Origin of the sequence: Pseudomonas sp. NBRC 111143 (assembly GCF_001320965.1) — a bacterium.
Classification (GTDB): domain Bacteria; phylum Pseudomonadota; class Gammaproteobacteria; order Pseudomonadales; family Pseudomonadaceae; genus Aquipseudomonas; species Aquipseudomonas machongensis.
Map to the genome: position 1 here is coordinate 20,940 of NZ_BCBT01000028.1, position 18,131 is coordinate 39,070.

12 protein-coding genes and 1 other RNA gene are annotated in these 18,131 nt (G+C 63.7%); 8 read left to right on the plus strand and 5 right to left on the minus strand.

The window, feature by feature from the left end; all coding sequences use genetic code 11:
- Positions 1-80: 80 nt before the first annotated feature.
- The 4 genes from guaD to xdhA form a co-directional block, all read right to left on the minus strand.
- Entirely contained in the window at positions 81-1,385 is a 1,305-nt protein-coding gene (gene guaD, locus APH44_RS16320) for a guanine deaminase (RefSeq protein WP_054893626.1), read from the minus strand.
- Between the two features lie 10 nt (positions 1,386-1,395).
- Positions 1,396-2,241: a xanthine dehydrogenase accessory protein XdhC gene (gene xdhC / locus APH44_RS16325; RefSeq protein WP_054893627.1), complete on the minus strand. Its 846-nt coding sequence runs from the start codon at positions 2,239-2,241 to the stop codon at positions 1,396-1,398.
- A 117-nt stretch (positions 2,242-2,358) separates the two neighbouring features.
- Positions 2,359-4,758, minus strand: a complete 2,400-nt coding sequence (xdhB, locus tag APH44_RS16330) for a xanthine dehydrogenase molybdopterin binding subunit (protein WP_054893628.1) — start codon at positions 4,756-4,758, stop codon at positions 2,359-2,361.
- The gene (gene xdhA, locus APH44_RS16335) at positions 4,751-6,205 is read right to left on the minus strand and encodes a xanthine dehydrogenase small subunit (RefSeq protein WP_054893629.1); all 1,455 of its coding nucleotides are present in this window, start codon (positions 6,203-6,205) and stop codon (positions 4,751-4,753) included. The genes xdhB and xdhA overlap by 8 nt, the downstream gene beginning before the upstream one ends.
- 269 nt (positions 6,206-6,474) lie before the next feature.
- Here xdhA and APH44_RS16340 point away from each other — a divergent pair, with 269 nt between their 5' ends.
- The 5 genes from APH44_RS16340 (at position 6,475) to ffs (ending at position 14,626) form a co-directional block, all read left to right on the plus strand.
- Entirely contained in the window at positions 6,475-7,134 is a 660-nt protein-coding gene (locus APH44_RS16340; protein WP_054893630.1) for a GntR family transcriptional regulator, read from the plus strand.
- A 3-nt stretch (positions 7,135-7,137) separates the two neighbouring features.
- On the plus strand, positions 7,138-10,626 hold the full coding sequence (gene smc, locus APH44_RS16345; protein ID WP_054893631.1) for a chromosome segregation protein SMC: 3,489 nt from the start codon (positions 7,138-7,140) through the stop codon (positions 10,624-10,626).
- Between the two features lie 204 nt (positions 10,627-10,830).
- Entirely contained in the window at positions 10,831-11,715 is an 885-nt protein-coding gene (gene zipA / locus APH44_RS16350; protein WP_054893632.1) for a cell division protein ZipA, read from the plus strand.
- 246 nt (positions 11,716-11,961) lie between these two features.
- A complete protein-coding gene (gene ligA, locus APH44_RS16355; protein ID WP_054893633.1) occupies positions 11,962-14,292 on the plus strand; it encodes an NAD-dependent DNA ligase LigA in 2,331 nt (776 codons plus the stop codon).
- 237 nt (positions 14,293-14,529) lie between these two features.
- An RNA gene (ffs, locus tag APH44_RS29185) (signal recognition particle sRNA small type) lies at positions 14,530-14,626 on the plus strand.
- Positions 14,627-14,755: 129 nt separating this feature from the next.
- Here ffs and APH44_RS16360 read toward each other — a convergent pair.
- Positions 14,756-15,700 (minus strand): helix-turn-helix domain-containing GNAT family N-acetyltransferase, encoded by a 945-nt coding sequence (locus APH44_RS16360; protein ID WP_054893634.1) that lies wholly within the window; start codon positions 15,698-15,700, stop codon positions 14,756-14,758.
- A gap of 240 nt (positions 15,701-15,940) precedes the next feature.
- Here APH44_RS16360 and APH44_RS16365 point away from each other — a divergent pair, with 240 nt between their 5' ends.
- The 3 genes from APH44_RS16365 (at position 15,941) to APH44_RS16375 (ending at position 18,126) form a co-directional block, all read left to right on the plus strand.
- Positions 15,941-16,987, plus strand: coding sequence for an N-acetylmuramidase family protein (locus APH44_RS16365; protein WP_054893635.1), 1,047 nt, complete (start codon positions 15,941-15,943; stop codon positions 16,985-16,987).
- Position 16,988: 1 nt separating this feature from the next.
- A complete protein-coding gene (locus tag APH44_RS16370; protein ID WP_256216723.1) occupies positions 16,989-17,609 on the plus strand; it encodes a hypothetical protein in 621 nt (206 codons plus the stop codon).
- 106 nt (positions 17,610-17,715) lie between these two features.
- The gene (locus APH44_RS16375) at positions 17,716-18,126 is read left to right on the plus strand and encodes a hypothetical protein (RefSeq protein ID WP_054893636.1); all 411 of its coding nucleotides are present in this window, start codon (positions 17,716-17,718) and stop codon (positions 18,124-18,126) included.
- Positions 18,127-18,131 lie beyond the last annotated feature (5 nt).

Consider the following 18,131-nt stretch of genomic DNA (forward strand, 5'->3'; position numbering starts at 1 on the left):
CAGCACACCCCTTGGGCCTGGTGCTTTCTCTGTGGGAGCGGGCTCGTCCAGCGATGGACCGCGCAGCGGCCCTTTGTGCATCAGCGCCGATGCACCGAGCGCCCCGCGGCGAAGGTCTCGCGCACGGTACGGTCATCGCCCAGGGTGGTCAGCACGAACAAGGTCTCCTCGATGCTGTTGGATTGCTGGATGCGGTAGTCCAGCAGCGGCGTGGCCTTGTAGTCGAGCACCACGAAATCGGCATCGTTGCCGGCGCGCAGGCTGCCGATGCGGTCGTCCAGGCGCAGGGCGCGGGCGCCGCCGAGGGTCGCCAGGTACAGCGACTTGTAAGGGTGCAGGCGCGCACCCTGCAGTTGCATCACCTTGTACGCCTCGTTCAGCGTGTTGAGCAGCGAGAAGCTGGTTCCGGCGCCCACGTCGGTGCCCAGCCCGACATTGACCTTGAAACGCTCGGCCTGAGGCAGGTTGAACAGACCACTGCCCAGGAACAGGTTGGACGTCGGACAGAAGGCCACGGCCGAGCCGGTTTCGGCCAGGCGCTGGCATTCCTCGTCGCACAGGTGCACGCCGTGGGCGAACACCGAGCGCTCGCCCAGCAGTTCGAAGTGGTCGTAGACGTCCAGGTAGCCCTTGCGCTCGGGGAACAGTTCCTTGACCCAGTCGATCTCCTTGAGGTTCTCCGACAGGTGGGTGTGCAGGTACACGCCCGGATGCTCCTTGAGCAGTTGTCCGGCCATGGCCAGTTGTTCAGGCGTGCTGGTGGGCGCGAAGCGCGGCGTCACCGCATAGTGCAGGCGAGCCTTGCCATGCCAGCGCTGGATCAGCGCCTTGCTCTCGCTGTAGCTCGACTCGGCGGTGTCGGTCAGGTAGTCAGGGGCATTGCGGTCCATCATCACCTTGCCGGCGATCAGGCGCAGGTCCAGGCGCTCGGCCTCCTCGAACAGGGCGTTGACCGACTCCGGGTGCACGCTGCCGAACACCAGCGCGGTGGTGGTGCCGTTGCGCAGCAGTTCCTGCAGGAAGATCTTCGCCACCTTGTCGGCATGGGCCTTGTCGGCGAACTGCTTTTCGCAAGGGAAGGTGTAGGTGTTCAGCCAGTCCAGCAGTTGCTCGCCGTAGGAGCCGATCATGCCGGTCTGCGGGAAATGGATATGGGTGTCGATGAAGCCCGGGGTGATCAGGGCATCCTGGTAGTGCACCACTTCGATATCGGCGTCGAGGGTCGGCAGCAGGTCGGTGGCGTGCCCCAGGGCGCTGATGCGGCCTTCGTCGACCACCAGCAGGCCGTCTTCGTAGTATTCGTGGGAGGCCTCCAGGCCGACCTCGGCAGGGTCGGCGATGCTGTGCAGGATGGCGGCTCGGTAGGCTTTGCGGGTTGCAGTCATAAAGCGCTCGTCAAATGGCTTGGCTGCGCCGGGAGGGCGGCAGCAACTGGGCAATGGGGCCTGCGTTGGCGCCAGCGTCATGCTGGCCGAAGCAGGCGTTGTAGGTGGCGATGATTTCGCCGGCGATGGACACCGCGATCTCGATGGGCAGCTTGCCCTTGACCTCCGGCAGGCCCATGGGGCAGCGCATGCGTGCCAGCACGGCATCGTCGTAGCCGCGCTCGCGCAGGCGGTGTTCGAACTTGACCCGTTTGGTCTTCGAGCCGATCAGGCCGAACCAGGTGAAGTCGTTGCGCTTGAGGATGGCGGCGGTCAGTTCCAGGTCGAGCTGGTGATTGTGGGTCATGACGATGCAGTAGCTGCCCGGCGGCAGTTCGGCCACTTCGTCGACCGGCTCCTCGCTGACCACCTTGGTCACCCCGTGGGGGATAAGCGGCGGGAACTCCTGCTCGCGCGAATCGATCCAGCGCACCCGGCAGGGCAATGCGGCGAGCAAGGGTACCAGAGCCCGGCCGACATGGCCCGCGCCGAACACCGCGATCTGCGCCTGCACCGGCGCCATGGGTTCGAACAACAGCACCGTGACGCCGCCACAGCACTGGCCCAGGCTCGCGCCCAGGCTGAAGCGCTCCAGATGCGGTGTGCTGCGCTGCTCGGCAAGCATCTGCCGGGCGATGTGCAGGGCCTTGAATTCCAGGTGCCCGCCACCGATGGTGTCGAACAGGCTGCTGGCGCTGACCACCATCTTCGAGCCGGCGTTGCGTGGCGTCGAGCCGCGCTCCTCGATGATGGTCACCAGGATGCAGGGTTCGCCGCGGGACTGGTGGTCGGCGAGGGCATTGATCCATTGGTGCATGATGTAGCCTCTCTAAACCATGCTGAGGACCCTGTAGGAGCGGGCTTGCCCGCGAAGAGGACGGTAAGGCCATCCTCACATTCGCGGGCAAGCCCGCTCCCAGGGAATCCCTCGCTGTCAGTGGGTGACGGTTTCCAGTTCTTGTTCGGTCGGCTGCTGTTGCGCCACTGTCTTGCGCATCTGCTCGCACCCCCACAGCACCCGCTCGGGTGTCGCCGGGGCGTCGATGTGCGGCTGCACGCGATAGTCGGCGAGGCTCGCCACCGCATCCTTGATCGCGCACCAGGCCGCGATACCGAGCATGAACGGCGGCTCGCCCACGGCCTTGGAATGGAACACCGTGTCCTCGGGGTTCTTGCGGTTTTCCACCAGCTTCACGCGCAGGTCCAGAGGCATGTCGGCCACCGCCGGGATCTTGTAGCTCGCCGGGCCGTTGGTCATCAGCTTGCCCTTGGCATTCCACACCAGCTCCTCGGTGGTCAGCCAGCCCATGCCCTGGATGAAGCCACCCTCGACCTGACCGATGTCGATCGCCGGGTTCAGCGAGTCGCCGACGTCGTGCAGGATGTCGGCGCGCAGCATCTTGTACTCGCCGGTCAGGGTGTCGACGATCACTTCGACGCAGGCGGCGCCAAAGGCGAAGTAGTAGAACGGTCGGCCGCGCGCCTGGCTGCGGTCGTAGAAGATCTTCGGCGTGCGGTAGAAGCCCGTGCTCGACAGCGACACCTGCGCGAAGTAGGCCTGTTGCACCAGTTGCTCGAAGCTCAGCAACTGGTCGCGCACGCGGACATGGCCGTTGCGGAACTCGACATCTTCCTCGGTGACCTGGTAGTGCCGGGCGGCGAACTCGGTCAGGCGTTTCTTGAGGATTTCGGCCGCGTTCTGCGCCGCCTTGCCGTTCAGGTCGGCGCCGCTGGACGCCGCCGTTGGCGAGGTGTTGGGCACCTTGTCGGTGTTGGTGGCAGTGATCTGGATGCGGTTGAAATCGACCTGGAACACCTGCGCCACCACCTGGGCGACCTTGGTATTCAAGCCCTGGCCCATCTCGGTGCCGCCGTGGTTGAGGTGGATGCTGCCGTCGGTATAGATGTGGATCAAGGCGCCCGCCTGGTTGAGGAAGGTGGCCGTGAACGAGATGCCGAACTTCACCGGGGTCAGAGCCAGGCCCTTCTTCAGCACCGGGCTATGTTCGTTGAACTGGCGGATCGACTTGCGCCGCTCGGCATAGTCGCTGCTGGCTTCCAGGTCGGCGGTCATTTCCTCGAGCAGGTTGTGCTCGACGGTCTGGTAGTAGTGGGTGACGTTGCGCTCGGTCTTGCCGTAGTAGTTGGCCTTGCGCACCGCCAGCGGGTCGAGCGCCAGATGGCGGGCGATGTGGTCCATCACCTGCTCGATGGCGACCATCCCCTGCGGGCCGCCGAAGCCGCGGTAGGCGGTGTTCGACGCGGTATTGGTCTTGCAGCGGTGGCCGTTCACCGTGGCATCGCCCAGGTAGTAGGCGTTGTCGGAGTGGAACATGGCGCGGTCGACGATCGAGCCGGACAGGTCCGGCGAATAACCGCAGTTGCCGGCCAGGTCGAATTCGATGCCGTGCAGGCGGCCTTTATCATCGAAGCCGACGTCATATTCGACGTAGAACGGGTGACGCTTGCCGGTCATGGTCATGTCCTCGACCCGCGGCAGGCGCATCTTGGTCGGCTGCCCGGTGAGGCGCGCGATCACCGCGCACAGGCAAGCGGGGCTGGCGGCCTGGGTTTCCTTGCCACCAAAACCGCCGCCCATGCGGCGCATGTCCAGCACCACCTTGTTCATCGGCACGTCGAGCACTTCGGCGACCAGCTTCTGCACCTCGGTGGGGTTCTGCGTCGAGCAGTAGACGATCATGCCGCCGTCTTCGGTGGGCATCACCGAAGAAATCTGGGTTTCCAGGTAGAAGTGCTCCTGGCCGCCGATGTGCAGGGTGCCTTGCAGGCGATGCGGGGCACTGGCCAGGGCCTTGGCCGAGTCGCCGCGCTGGTGGGTGTGGCTGTCGAGCACGAAATGTTTCTTGCGCAAGGCCTCGACCACATCGAGCACCGGTTCCAGGTCCTCGTACTCGACGATGGCCGCCAAGGCGGCGCGGCGAGCGGTGTCCAGGTCTCGGGCGGCGACGGCGAGCACCGGCTGGCCGAAGAACTCGACCTGGTCGATGGCCAGCAGCGGATCGCCCGCGACCACTGGGCCGATATCCTTGAGCCCTGGAATGTCCTCGTGAGTGATGGCGATGCGCACGCCTTCGAACTGATAGCAGGGGGACGTGTCGATGCGCAGGATGCGCGCGTGAGCACGGTCGGCGGTGCGCGCATAGACGTGCAACTGGTTGGGGAATTCCAGGCGGTCGTCGATGTACACCGCTTCACCTGACACGTGCTTGTCGGCGCTGTCGTGCTTGACGCTGCGACCGACCCCGCTGGTCAGGTCCTGGCTGAACAGTTCGGCCATCTCGGCCTGGCTCTTGACGGCGTGATGGTTAGACATAAGCGGTCACCCGGGTCTCGATGTACGGCGATTGCTGTTCGATGAAGTATTTGCGCAGCAGGTTCTGCGCGGTCAGCAGGCGGTATTCCTTGCTGGCGCGAAAATCCGTCAGCGGGCTGAAGTCTTCGGCCAGTGCCTGGCAGGCGCGCTCGATGCTCGCCTGGTTCCAGGGCTTGCCAAGCAGCGCCGCCTCGCAGGCACGGGCACGCTTGGGAATCGCTGCCATGCCACCGAAGGCGATGCGCACGCCACCGACCACGCCGTTCTCGATGTTCAGGTTGAACGCTGCGCATACCGCAGATATGTCATCGTCCAGACGCTTGGACACCTTGTAGGCGCGGAACGTCCACTCGCTGCTGGCGCGTGGCACCAGGATCTTCTCGATGAACTCGCTGTCCTGGCGGGCCGTGATGCGGTAGTCGATGAAATAGTCTTCCAGCGCCATCGTGCGCTGGCGATCGCCCTGGCGCAGGACGATCTGTGCGTTGAGGGCGATCAGCAGGGGTGGCGAGTCGCCGATCGGCGAGGCGTTGCCGATGTTACCGCCCAGGGTGCCCTGGTTGCGGATCTGCAGCGAAGCGAAGCGGTGCAGCAGGGCGCCGAAATCGGGGTATTCCTCGTTCAGCGCGCCATAGCAGTCGGTGAGCGGGGTGGCGGCGCCGATTTCCAGGTGGCTGCTGGTCTTGTCGATGCGCTTGAGCTCGGCGACATGGCCGACATAGATCATCACCGGCAGGGTCTTGTGGAACTGGGTGACTTCCAGTGCCAGGTCGGTGCCGCCGGCGAGCAGGCGTGCCTCGGGGTGCGAGCTGTACAGGTCGGCCAGGTCGGCGACGGTCAGCGGGACCAGGCAGCGCTTGTCACCACTGTTGAGCTCGCCAGTCTGCTGCGGGGCGATGGCCTGGAGACGGGCGATGGTCTGCGCCTGCTGGGCGTCGAACTGGTCCTGACAGGGGCGGGCGCAACTCTGCTCGGCGGCGTCGAGGATCGGCCGGTAGCCGGTGCAGCGGCACAGGTTGCCGGCCAGGGCTTCCTGGGCCTGGTGCAGGTCGTGGCCGCTGCTGTTCTTCTGCAGGGCGAACAGCGACATGACGAAGCCTGGAGTGCAGAAGCCGCACTGCGAGCCGTGGCAGTCGGCCATGGCCTTCTGCACGCTGTGCAGCTCGCCCTGGTGCTTGAGGCCCTCGACACTGATCAGTTGCTTGCCGTGCAAGGAGGAAACGAACGTCAGGCAGGAGTTGAGGCTGCGATAACGCAGCGTTGGCTGGCCCAGGTCATCCGGGGTCAGTTCGCCCACGACCACGGTGCAGGCGCCGCAGTCGCCGCTGGCGCAGCCTTCCTTGGTGCCGGGTTTGCCCAGGTGCTCGCGCAGGTACTGCAGCACCGTCATGTTCGGGTCCAGGGCGTGCTCGTTGCGCAGCTCCTGGTTGACGAGAAACTGGATCACGGGGAAGGCCTCGTAATGGTTTTATTGTTGTTGGGCGGACTCTAAGCAAGGGCTGACCTTGAGGTCAATATTTTTCTGACCCAAAGGTCAAGATTTTGCCCGTGCCGGGTTCTGGCCGCCCAACCCTGTCTCTTTACAAGCATAGATCGCGCCGGACATGGCAACTGACCGACAGGTCGCACAAAGCCTCGCGCGCCGCTGCGCGCAAGCCCGGCGAGTGCGCTACAATCGCGCCTTTCGTGCCCCGTTTTCGATTCCGAAGGAAAATCATGACGTTCAAGGCGCCGGACAGCCTCTCCGAGCAAATTGCCCACTATCTGGCCGAGCGGATCATTCGCGGCGAGCTTGCACCCGGCGAGCGCATCCAGGAGCAGAAGGTCACCCAGGCCCTGAATGTCAGCCGCGGCTCGGTACGCGAAGCGCTGCTGATTCTTGAACGTCGTCATCTGGTGGCGATCCTGCCGCGCCGCGGAGCCCACGTCACCGAGCTCGACGAGCACAGCGTGCGCAGCCTGTGCAGCCTCATGGGCGAGCTGTACATCCTGCTGGGCAACGCCGTCGCCCAGCAGTGGCGCAGCGAGACCGACCTGCTGCCGTTCCTGGAGATCCAGCAGCGCCTGCACCAGGCCCGCAGCAACCTGGACATCAAGGCGTTCGTCGCCGAAAGTTTCGCCGTCATGCGCGCTGCCTTCCCCTTCGCACGCAACCCTTACCTGCAAGAGACCGTGGAGAACCTGCAGCCGGCCATGAGCCGCGCCTACTACCTGGCGCTGGATCAACGCCAGGCCAGCATGGACGACTACGTCGACCTGTTCGCCCGTCTGCTGGAGGCAGTATTGCTGCGCGACCTGCCGCGTATCCGCGAGGTGCTGATCGCCTATTGCCAACGCAGCTGCGAGCTGGTGTTGGCTGCGCTGGCGCAGGCCTGACCGATGCGCCTCAAGTGCATTCGCCTGGCCGGGTTCAAGTCGTTCGTCGACCCCACCACGGTCAATTTCCCCAGCAACATGGCGGCGGTGGTCGGGCCCAACGGCTGTGGCAAATCCAACATCATCGACGCCGTACGCTGGGTGATGGGCGAAAGCTCGGCGAAGAACCTGCGTGGCGAGTCGATGACCGACGTCATCTTCAACGGCTCCTCCGGGCGCAAGCCAGTGAGCCAGGCGAGCATCGAGCTGGTGTTCGACAACAGCGACAGCACGCTGGTCGGTGAATACGCCGCCTATGCCGAGATCTCCATTCGCCGCAAGGTCACCCGCGACGCGCAGAACACCTATTACCTGAACGGCACCAAGTGCCGCCGCCGCGACATCACTGACATCTTCCTTGGCACCGGCCTGGGCCCGCGCAGCTACTCGATCATCGAGCAGGGCATGATCTCCAAGCTGATCGAGGCCAAGCCCGAGGAGCTGCGCAACTTCATCGAGGAAGCGGCGGGCATCTCCAAGTACAAGGAGCGTCGCCGCGAGACCGAGAACCGCATCCGCCGCACCCAGGAGAACCTGGCGCGCCTGACCGACCTGCGCGAAGAGCTGGAGCGCCAGCTCGAACGCCTGCATCGCCAGGCCCAGGCCGCCGAGAAATACCGCGAATACAAGGCCCAGGAGCGCCAACTCAAGGCGCGCTTGTCGGCACTGCGCTGGCGTGCACTGGATGAGCGCGTGCGCCAGCGCGAAAGCATCATCGGTGACCAGGAAGTGGCCTTCGAGGCACTGGTGGCCGAGCAGCGCAATGCCGATGCCAGCATCGAACGCCTGCGCGACGGGCACCATGAGCTGTCCGAGCGGTTCAACCAGGTGCAGGGGCGCTTCTATTCCGTAGCGGGCGATATCGCCCGGGTCGAGCAGAGCATCCAGCACGGCCAGCAGCGCCTGCGCCAGTTGCAGGATGATCTCAAGGAAGCCGAGCGCACGCGCCTGGAAACCGAGTCGCACCTGGGCCACGACCGCACCCTGCTGGCGACCCTGGCCGAAGATCTCGCGATGCTCGAGCCCGAGCAGGAAATGACCCTCGCCGCCGCCGAAGAGTCCGCTGCGACGCTCGAGGAGGCCGAGCTGGGCATGCACGGCTGGCAGGCTCAGTGGGACGATTTCAATACCCGCTCCGCCGAGCCACGGCGTCAGGCCGAGGTCCAGCAGGCACGCCTGCAGCAGCTGGAGAGCAGCCTGGAACGTCTGGCCGAGCGCCAGCGCAAGCTGAGCGAAGAGAACCAGCAACTGGGCGCCGATCCCCAGGACGCCGCCATGCTCGAACTGTCGGAGCAGGTGGCTGGCAGCGAGTTGCAGCTCGAAGCGTTGCAGTTGCAGGAGCAGCAGGTAGTCGAGCGGCTTGAGGCTGTGCGCGAGCAACTGCAGCAGGCGACCCAGGCCCAGCAGCAACAGCAGGGTGAATTGCAGCGCCTGGGTGGGCGTCTGGCGTCACTGGAGGCCCTGCAGCAAGCGGCCCTCGAACCCGGCAGTGGCGCGGCTGAATGGCTACAGGGGCAGGGCTTGGGCAGCCGCCCGCGCCTGGCTGAAGGGCTGCGTGTGGAGCCCGGCTGGGAACTGGCGGTGGAGACCGTACTGGGTGCCGACTTGCAGGCGGTGCTGGTGGACGATTTTGCTGCACTTGATTTTGCCGCCCTGGAGCAGGGCGACCTGCGCCTGCTGCAGGCGAGCGGCGAGGGTGCGCGCCTGCCCGGCAGCCTGCTGGACAAGGTCGACGGACGCATCGATCTGGCACCCTGGCTCGGCCAGGTCAAGCCGGTCGAGTCCCTGGAGCAGGCCCTGGCCCTGCGCGCCACGCTTGAAGAGGGCCACAGCCTGGTCAGCCTCGATGGCTACTGGGTGGGCCGGCATTTCCTGCGGGTCAGCCGCGGTGGCGAGTCCCAGGGTGGCGTGTTGGCGCGAGGGCAGGAGATCGAGCGCCTCGGCCATGAGCAACTGGAGCACGAGGCGTTGCTCGAACAGCTCACGCAGCAGCTGCAAGACCTTCGCGAGCAACAGCTCGCCCATGAAGAACAGCGCGAGCAACTGCGCCGCCGCAGCCAGGACGAAAACCGGCAGCTTGGCGAGCTGAAGGCGAGCCTGTCTGCCGGGCGTGCTCGTGCCGAACAGTTGGAGCTGCGCCGCCGCCGCTTGCAGGAAGAACTGGCCGAACTCCAGGAGCAACGCGCCCTGGAGCATGAGCAACTGGGCGAAGCACGCCTGGTGCTGCAGGAAGCCCTGGACCTCATGGCCCAGGACACCGAGCAGCGTGAACAACTGATGGCCCGTCGCGACACCCTGCGCGAAACCCTCGACCGCGTCCGCCAGGAGGCTCGTCAGCACAAGGACCATGCCCACCAGTTGGCGGTGCGCCTGGGTTCCCTGCGTGCCCAGCACGACTCCACGCGCCAGGCCCTGGAACGTCTTGAGCAGCAGGCTGCACGCTTGAGCGAGCGCCAGGAGCAGTTGAGCCTCAACCTTGAAGAGGGCGAGGCGCCGCTGGAAGAGTTGCGCCTGAAGCTCGAAGAGCTGCTCGAACGGCGCATGAGTGTCGATGAGGAAATGCGCCAGGCGCGCCTGCACATGGACGAGGCCGATCGCGAACTGCGCGACGTCGAAAAACGCCGTGCCCAGGCTGAACAGCAGGCCCAGTTGTTGCGCGGGCAACTGGAGCAGTCACGCCTTGAGTCCCAGGGCCTGGATGTGCGGCGCAAGACCTTGCAAGAGCAACTGCTCGCCGACGGTTACGACCTGCAGGGTGTGCTCGCCACGCTCGAGCCCGAGGCCAGCGAGCAGGGTACCGAGCAGGAGTTGGAGCAGACCGAAGCGCGGATCCAGCGCCTGGGTGCGATCAACCTGGCGGCAATCGAGGAGTACGAGCAGCAGTCCGAGCGCAAGCGCTATCTCGATGCCCAGAACGCTGACCTGGTCGAGGCGCTGGAGACGCTCGAGAACGTCATCCGCAAGATCGACAAGGAAACCCGAAACCGTTTCAAGGATACCTTTGATCAGATAAATGCCGGATTACAGGCACTTTTCCCAAAAGTTTTCGGTGGCGGCAGCGCTTATCTGGAACTGACGGGCGAAGATCTACTCGATACAGGGGTGACGATCATGGCGCGCCCGCCGGGCAAGAAGAACAGCACGATCCATTTGCTGTCCGGCGGCGAGAAGGCACTGACCGCATTGGCGTTGGTGTTCGCCATCTTCAAGCTGAATCCGGCACCGTTCTGCATGCTCGATGAAGTCGATGCGCCGCTGGACGATGCCAACGTCGGGCGTTACGCCCGGTTGGTGAAGGAAATGAGCGAGACCGTGCAGTTCATCTACATTACGCATAACAAGATTGCCATGGAAATGGCCGATCAATTGATGGGGGTCACCATGCATGAGCCCGGTTGTTCACGTCTTGTTGCAGTTGATGTGGAGGAGGCCATGGCCATGGTTGACGCCTGACGCGTGAAGATTGGGCGATATCTGTAGGCAAATGCGCCTTGCATGTGCGACAGACGGTGTAAAGTTGTCTTTGGTCGTGCTAGCTTAATGTCACTCGTTTTTTGCGTGGGTAAAACGCCTGTCAGAACATAGAGTTGGCGCCACGTGTTAAAGGGCTTTGAAGCCTTTGTTTTCAAGCATATTTTTATAGAGGCACGGGATTACATGGAAATCGGTCTGCGCGAGTGGCTGATCGTCATCGGCATCATTGTCATCGCCGGTATTCTTTTCGACGGCTGGCGCCGCATGCGCGGCGGCAAGGGCAAGTTGAAGTTCCGTCTGGATCGTAGCTATTCCAACCTCCCGGACGACGAGGGCAGTGCCGAGGTGCTCGGCCCTGCGCGCGTCCTGGACACGCATAAAGAGCCGGAGCTGGACGAAACCGACCTGCCGTCGATGAGCGCCCCGGCCCGTGAACGCGAGCGCGAGCCAAAGCCGGCCAAGGCGCCCAAGCGTGGCAAGCGTGCTGCTGCCGAGTCGCAGCAGGGCGACCTGAATCTGGTCGCTGAACCGCGCGAGCCGGACCTGTTCGCCGACAGCGATGACGACTTCAGTGCCGACAACAACCGCAACAGCGGTTTCGCCACGAGCAACAACGCCGCCAAGGAGTTGCCTCCGGTCGAAGAGGTGCTGGTGATCAGCGTCATCTCCCGTGACGAAGGTGGCTTCAAGGGCCCAGCGTTGCTGCAGAACATCCTGGAAAGCGGCCTGCGTTTCGGCGAGATGGACATCTTCCATCGCCACGAAAGCATGGCCGGTCACGGCGAGGTGCTGTTCTCCATGGCCAACGCAGTCAAGCCAGGTATATTCGACCTGGATGACATCGACCATTTCAGCACCCGTGCGGTCAGCTTCTTCCTCGGCCTGCCTGGCCCGCGTCATCCGAAGCAGGCCTTCGACGTGATGGTTGCCGCCGCGCGCAAGCTGGCCCACGAGCTCGACGGTGAGCTCAAGGATGACCAGCGCAGCGTGCTGACCGCGCAGACCATCGAGCACTACCGCCAGCGTATCGTCGAGTTCGAGCGCCGTGCGCTGACCCAGAAGCGCTGATAGATCCAGACTCAAGAGCAGCCCATGGGATTGCTGGTCGGTTCGGCAGATGTCATTGCCTGTGCCGGCCCCATTGCCGGACAAGCCGGACGCAGCACCGCCGCTCCCACAGATACACGATTGTCTGTGGGAGCGGCGGTGCGGCGTCCGGCTTGTCCGGTGATGAGGTCAGTACATGCTGAACAGCATCCCGATCCGCGCCGGCATCACCCAGGCTGCTCTTTTGCTTTGCAAGAGACCTGAAAGATGAACGCCGAAAACCGAATCCACGAACTGCGCGCCGAACTCGACCAGCACAACTATCGCTACTACGTGCTGGACGAGCCCAGTGTGCCCGACGCCGAATACGACCGGCTGTTCAACGAACTCAAGGCCCTGGAAGCCGAGAACCCACACCTGGTCACCCCCGACTCGCCCACCCAGCGCGTCGGCGGTGCAGCCTTGGCGGCCTTCACCCAGGTGCGCCATGAGATCCCCATGCTCAGCCTGGGCAACGCCTTCGAAGAGGCCGACCTGCGTGAGTTCGGGCGGCGCGTGGTCGAAGGGCTCGACCAGGCCGAGGCGGTCGACTACAGCTGCGAGCCCAAGCTCGATGGCCTGGCGGTGAGCCTGTTGTATCGCGACGGCCAGCTGGTGCAGGGCGCCACCCGTGGCGACGGCACGACCGGCGAAGACATCAGCACCAACGTGCGCACCATCCGCAACGTCCCGTTGAAGCTGCATGGCAGCGGCTGGCCTGAAGTGCTCGAAGTGCGTGGCGAGGTGTACATGAGCAAGGCGGGCTTCGAGCGGCTCAATGCCGCTCAGGCCGAAATCGGCGGCAAGACCTTCGCCAACCCCCGCAACGCTGCCGCTGGCAGCCTGCGTCAACTGGACTCGAAGATCACCGCCAGCCGCCCGCTGGAATTCTGCTGCTATGGCATCGGCCAGACTTCAGCGAGTGTCGGCGACAGCCATATCGGCATCCTCGAGCAGCTCAAGGTCTGGGGCATGCCGATCAGCCCTGAGCTCAAGCACGCCGCCGGTATCGAACAATGCCTGGCCTATTACCAGGACATCGGCGCCCGCCGCAACGCGCTGCCCTACGAAATCGACGGCGTGGTGTTCAAGGTCAACAGCCTGGCGGCGCAGCGCGAGCTGGGTTTCCGTGCGCGTGAGCCGCGCTGGGCCATCGCCCACAAGTTCCCGGCCATGGAAGAACTCACCGAGGTGCTGGACGTCGAGTTCCAGGTCGGCCGTACCGGCGCGGTGACTCCGGTCGCCCGTCTCAAGCCGGTCAAGGTGGCCGGGGTGACCGTGTCCAACGCCACCCTGCACAACATGGACGAGATCGCCCGCCTGGGCCTGCGCATCGGCGATACGGTGATCATCCGCCGTGCCGGTGACGTGATCCCGCAGGTGATGCAGGTGGTGCTCGAGCGTCGCCCCGATGACGCCCGCCCGGTCGAGGTGCCGAGCGCCTGCCCTGTGTGCGGCTCGCAGGTCGAGCGCACGCAGTTGGTCAAGCGCAGCAAGGGCAAGGAGACCACCAGCGAAGGGGCGGTGTATCGCTGCGTCGGCCGCCTGGCCTGTGGCGCCCAGCTCAAGCAGGCGATCATTCACTATGTATCGCGACGGGCGATGGACATCGACGGCCTTGGCGAGAAGAGCGTCGAGCAATTGGTCGACGAAGGCCTGATCGGTTCCCCGGCAGACCTGTACAAGCTGCAGTTCGAGCAGATCGTCGACCTGGAGGGCTTCGCCGAAGTCTCCAGCCGCAAGCTGCTCGAAGCCATCGAGGCGAGCAAGCGCCCGCCGCTCGCGCGCTTCATCTTCGCCCTGGGCATCCCCGATGTGGGCGAGGAGACCGCCAAGGTCCTGGCCCGCTCCCTGGGCAGCCTGGAACGGGTGCAGGTGGCGCTGCCGCAGGTGCTGACCTACCTGCCGGACATCGGCCTTGAAGTCGCCTACGAGATCCACAACTTCTTCGAGGATGCGCACAACCGCGAAGTCATCCAGCAGTTGCTCGACAGCGGCATGCAGTTGCAGGACCAGGGCGAGCTGGCGGCGGAGTTCGCCGCCAGCACCACCCTTGCCGGCATGATCGCCAAACTCGACATCCCCTCGGTCGGCCCGACCGGCGCCGAGAAGCTGGTGGACAAGCTCGGCACCCTCGACAAGATCATCGCCGCCGACGGTATCGACCTGCGCCAGGCCCTGAATACCAAGCAGGCCGATGCCGTGCGCGAGTTCTTCAAGGTCGAGGCCAACCAGCAACTCGCCCGCGCCATCGAAGCCCAGCTCCAAGCGTTCGGCATGCACTGGCACAGCGAGAAGAAAACCACCGAGGGCCTGCCCCTGGCCGGTCAGACCTGGGTGCTGACCGGCACCCTGGAACGCATGAGCCGCGACATCGCCAAGGACAAGCTGGAAAGCCTCGGCGCCAAGGTGGCGGGCTCGGTGTCCGGCAAGACCCACTGCGTGGTGGCAGGTCCGGGAGCGGGGTCGAAGCTGGCCAAGGCCAGTGAGCTGGGGGTCAAGGTGCTGGACGAAGAGGCCTTCGTCGCCTTCCTGGCGGGGCAGGGCATCACGGTCTGATGTTGCCTGCCCTGGCCTCATCGCGGGACGAGCCCGCTCCCACAGGTGCGCCTTGGCATTTATCCTGTGGGAGCGGGCTCGTCCCGCGATGAGGCTGGCACAAATCCCCGAGAACCTCATGCCTGGCGGACAAGTCCTTGAGAAATGATGGTTTTTTTGCCATCAAAGGTTGTAACTTCCCCCCGTAACGGTACAATGGCGCGGCTCGTCACCTGATGAGCTGCGTTATGGTGGCCCCACCGGTCCCCCCGCATTGATTACCCGTTAACCTGGTCAGGCCCGGAAGGGAGCAGCCACAGCGGGAACATCGAGTGCCGGGGTGTGGCTGGTGGGGCTGCCTCCATTTCTCTCGAAGTCCTGCTCTCGAACGGCGTTCGCTCTTCACCGCCTGGTGATCCAAAGCGTGACGCACCGTACGCCTAGCCCTCCCTGCCTTTGCTTACCCCGCCACTCGGTCCCATTGTCAGCGTTTACGCGTGAACTGCTGTTCCGTAACCGTCGAGCCCCATTGGCTGCCTTGCTCTTCATGGGTCAGTTCGAAGCCCAGCGATTGGTAGAGGTGCCGGGCGGCTTCCAGTCCTTTGAAGGTATGCAACTGGATTGCCGAGAAGTTCTGCCGGTCACAGAAAGCGACTGCTTCAGTGAGTAGCCGGCGACCTACACCGCCACCACGGCAGCCATCATCCAGCAGGAACCAGCGCAGGTGAGCTTCATCGTTCCCGAGGTCCTCGCCGTCGATAGCCACCGACCCTACGATTCGGCCAGCGTCTTCAGCGACCCAGACCGCGTTGCGCGGATTCCCCAGCCGTCCTGCAAACTCGGCAATGTTGGTTGCAACCCTGCTCTCGAAGAACTGGCCGAAACCGGCATGGCGCGAGTAGTAGCTTGCATGCATCTGCGTCATGCGTCCGATCAGGCCGGGACGGTATCCGAGGGTGATTTGAATCCTGGAGGCCGCTGTTTCGGTGGGCTGTTGGCGAGAAGCCTTCAACGCCTGGGCATAGGCATTCAGGCCTTGGGCGATGACCTGCTGTTCTTGCGGGGGCAGTGGGGCCAGCGTTGAGCTGACCTGCATTTGCCCGTAGGCATGAATCTCTTCAAGGGTGCGTTTCCCTTGCTCGGTCAGGCGCAGTTGCTTCGTGCGGCCATCCTGCTCACTTTCATGCTCTTGCAGTTCACCCAGTTGAACGAGCTTGGCAACCATGCGGCTGACGCTGGACTTCTCAAGCCCTAGCGCCTGCACCAGTTGAGCGGCAGTCCGCTCCCCATGCTCGCCTAGCTCAAGCAGCGTGTGAACGGCAGAGGGGGAGTACTCCGTGCCTGCCAGCGTCGTTCGCATGAAGCCCAGTTCACGGACCATCGTGCGTGAGGCGGAGCGGATTTGCTCCACGACCGAAGGGTCGATCATTTTCAAGGTCTCATCAGGAATGGTTGCGCAATACAACCATGTTTGGTTGTATTGTGCAACCATTCGCCGGCCCCTGGGCGGTTCGCTGCGGGTGAAGACTGCTTCACAGCCTTGAAGTCCGGTTCTGGACAACTGAAAACACCCTTGTTAGTTTGCGTCCGCCATATATTTCAAAATATGACAGTGGCACTTAAGTGATATTGATTTGATATCAATTTATGACGAGCAAGGACGCATTGAATGAAAAGCCTGCAAGGTTTGCCCAGTCTTATCAGCGCTTCGGTCGGCACGCCCGGTAAAGCCCGAAACTTGCCCGCCGATGTTCAGTGCATCCAGTACCTGTTCAACCTACTCATCCCGCGGCTCGGTTTTCCATTGCCCGAGAATGGCCGTTGCGACGGGCAGCTGGTGCAGCGCATCAGTCAGTACCAGTTTCGTCATCTGAAGTACGCGCATCCCGATGGGGTCGTCGATCCGAATGGGCGCACCTTCAACAGCCTGGTCGAGGAGGCTGTTCGAGTGCCGGTCAAGTTGATTCCTGCACTGCGCCTGCCCACCTTCATCAATGTCTTCGCCAATAATGTCGACGCCCAGGTGCAGGCCACCGTCAATCATTATCTGGACCGGATGCGCGCGGTGATCGAAGCCGAGCGGCGCAATCGGCAGATGGTGCTGCAGGTCACCTGCGATGGCGGCATGACGCTCAGCGACAGCGACTTCCAGAACGCCGCCACTCAATTGGGCAACGGCATTTCAGCCAACCTGATCAAAGCATTCGCCACGGTGGAGTCGGGTGGTCGTTCGGGTTTCGGGCCGGCCAAGTTGCCGGTGATCGCCTTCGAGGGGCATCACTTCCAGCGCTATACCAAGCACAAGTACGACCAGACTCATCCGCTGCTCTCGTACAAGTACAAGAAGAAAGCCGGCCCGCAGTGGCAAGCCAACAACAAGGACCAGGCCAAGGCCTGGGAAACCATGGCCACGGCATTCGGGCTGGATCAGGAGGCGGCATTGAAATCTGCTTCCTGGGGCATGTTCCAGATCATGGGCTTCAACTTCGCCGATTGCGGGCATGCCAATGTGTTTGAATTCGTCGCGGCCATGAAACTCAATGCCGGGCAGCAACTCAAGGCCTTCCTCGGTTTCTGCAGCAAGAACCCGTCGTTTATCAAGGCTGCGAAGAACAAGGACTACGCCGGCATGGCCGCCAGTTACAACGGCAAGGATTATGGTGACTATGACGTGCGTATCAAGAAGGCCTACGAAGCACTTGAAGGGAAGAAGTGACATGGCAAAGAGTTTCTCGCGCCGACTGATTGTTCTGGCCACCGCACTGCTGGGATTGTCCGGGTCTGTTCATGCAGGCGCCGCCGTACTGAAGCCTGGGCAATACGACGCGCTGATGCTGGCGGTCACGCCGGATCGCCAGGTGGAGGGCTATTATTCCGAGACCCTTGGCGAAGGTGTGACCCGGCATTGCACCTTCTACCTCAAGGGGCAGATCAGCGGCGATGGGGCGGTTGCGCTGGCCACCTGGGAAGACCAGACCTTCCCCGGCAGCCTGGCGGCCACGGGCGGTGGCGTTACCCTCACCGTTGCACGAGGCCGCGAGCACCCCGGCTGCGTCAGTGTGCTGATGCCGGAGATCGCCACGGGGCTGGAGCTCAGCCGCTCTGCGGAAAAGCCCTGGATCGCGCTGCTGACGGTCACTGCCGACAAGGCCTATCTGCGCAAGCAGGCGGGTAGCGGCGCGAGCAAGCGACCCTATATCGTCAAGGGCGATGTAGTGGGCGTGCTGGCGTTCAAGGACGGCTGGGCCAAGGTCGAGTTCATCAACCAGGACGACCGCTCGTTCACGGGTTGGATCAGCCAGGATCAGTACCGCCGACTCGTTGCGCCCAAGGGCTGAAGCTGAGCTCGGGTGACGAGCCGAGCCCGCCGCACCTGCATTTATCGGCAAACAGGCTTATGATGCGCCTCTCGCAGCCCACCCATTTCTGAGAGAGGCCATCAGCATGGATCAGGTTGACGATCTGACCCGCCAGCGCATCCGCGACTGGCAAGCGCGCCGCCTGGAGATCAAGGACCAGATGGCCTCGCACCCCGAGCGCACCCTTGAGCTTTCGAAAGTACTCGACCAGATGGAAGAGGAACACGAACGCATCCTTGGCGAAGCCACGCCCGCAGCCGACGCCACAGCAGCAGTCGATCAGGCACCGGGGCTGGATTTTCGCCTGAGCGTCTCGGCGCGCAATGCCCAGGACCTGCGCAAGCTGCTGGAGATGGCGCTGCACGAGCTCGATAGCGCGCTGGCTGCCGAAGCCCGCTGCGAGGATGACGCGCGGCGCGTCTACCCGGGCGGCATGTCCGGCTCGCTGGGCGCCTACGCCTATGAACTTGAAGCCAATCCCGACACCAGCGAATGACCTGC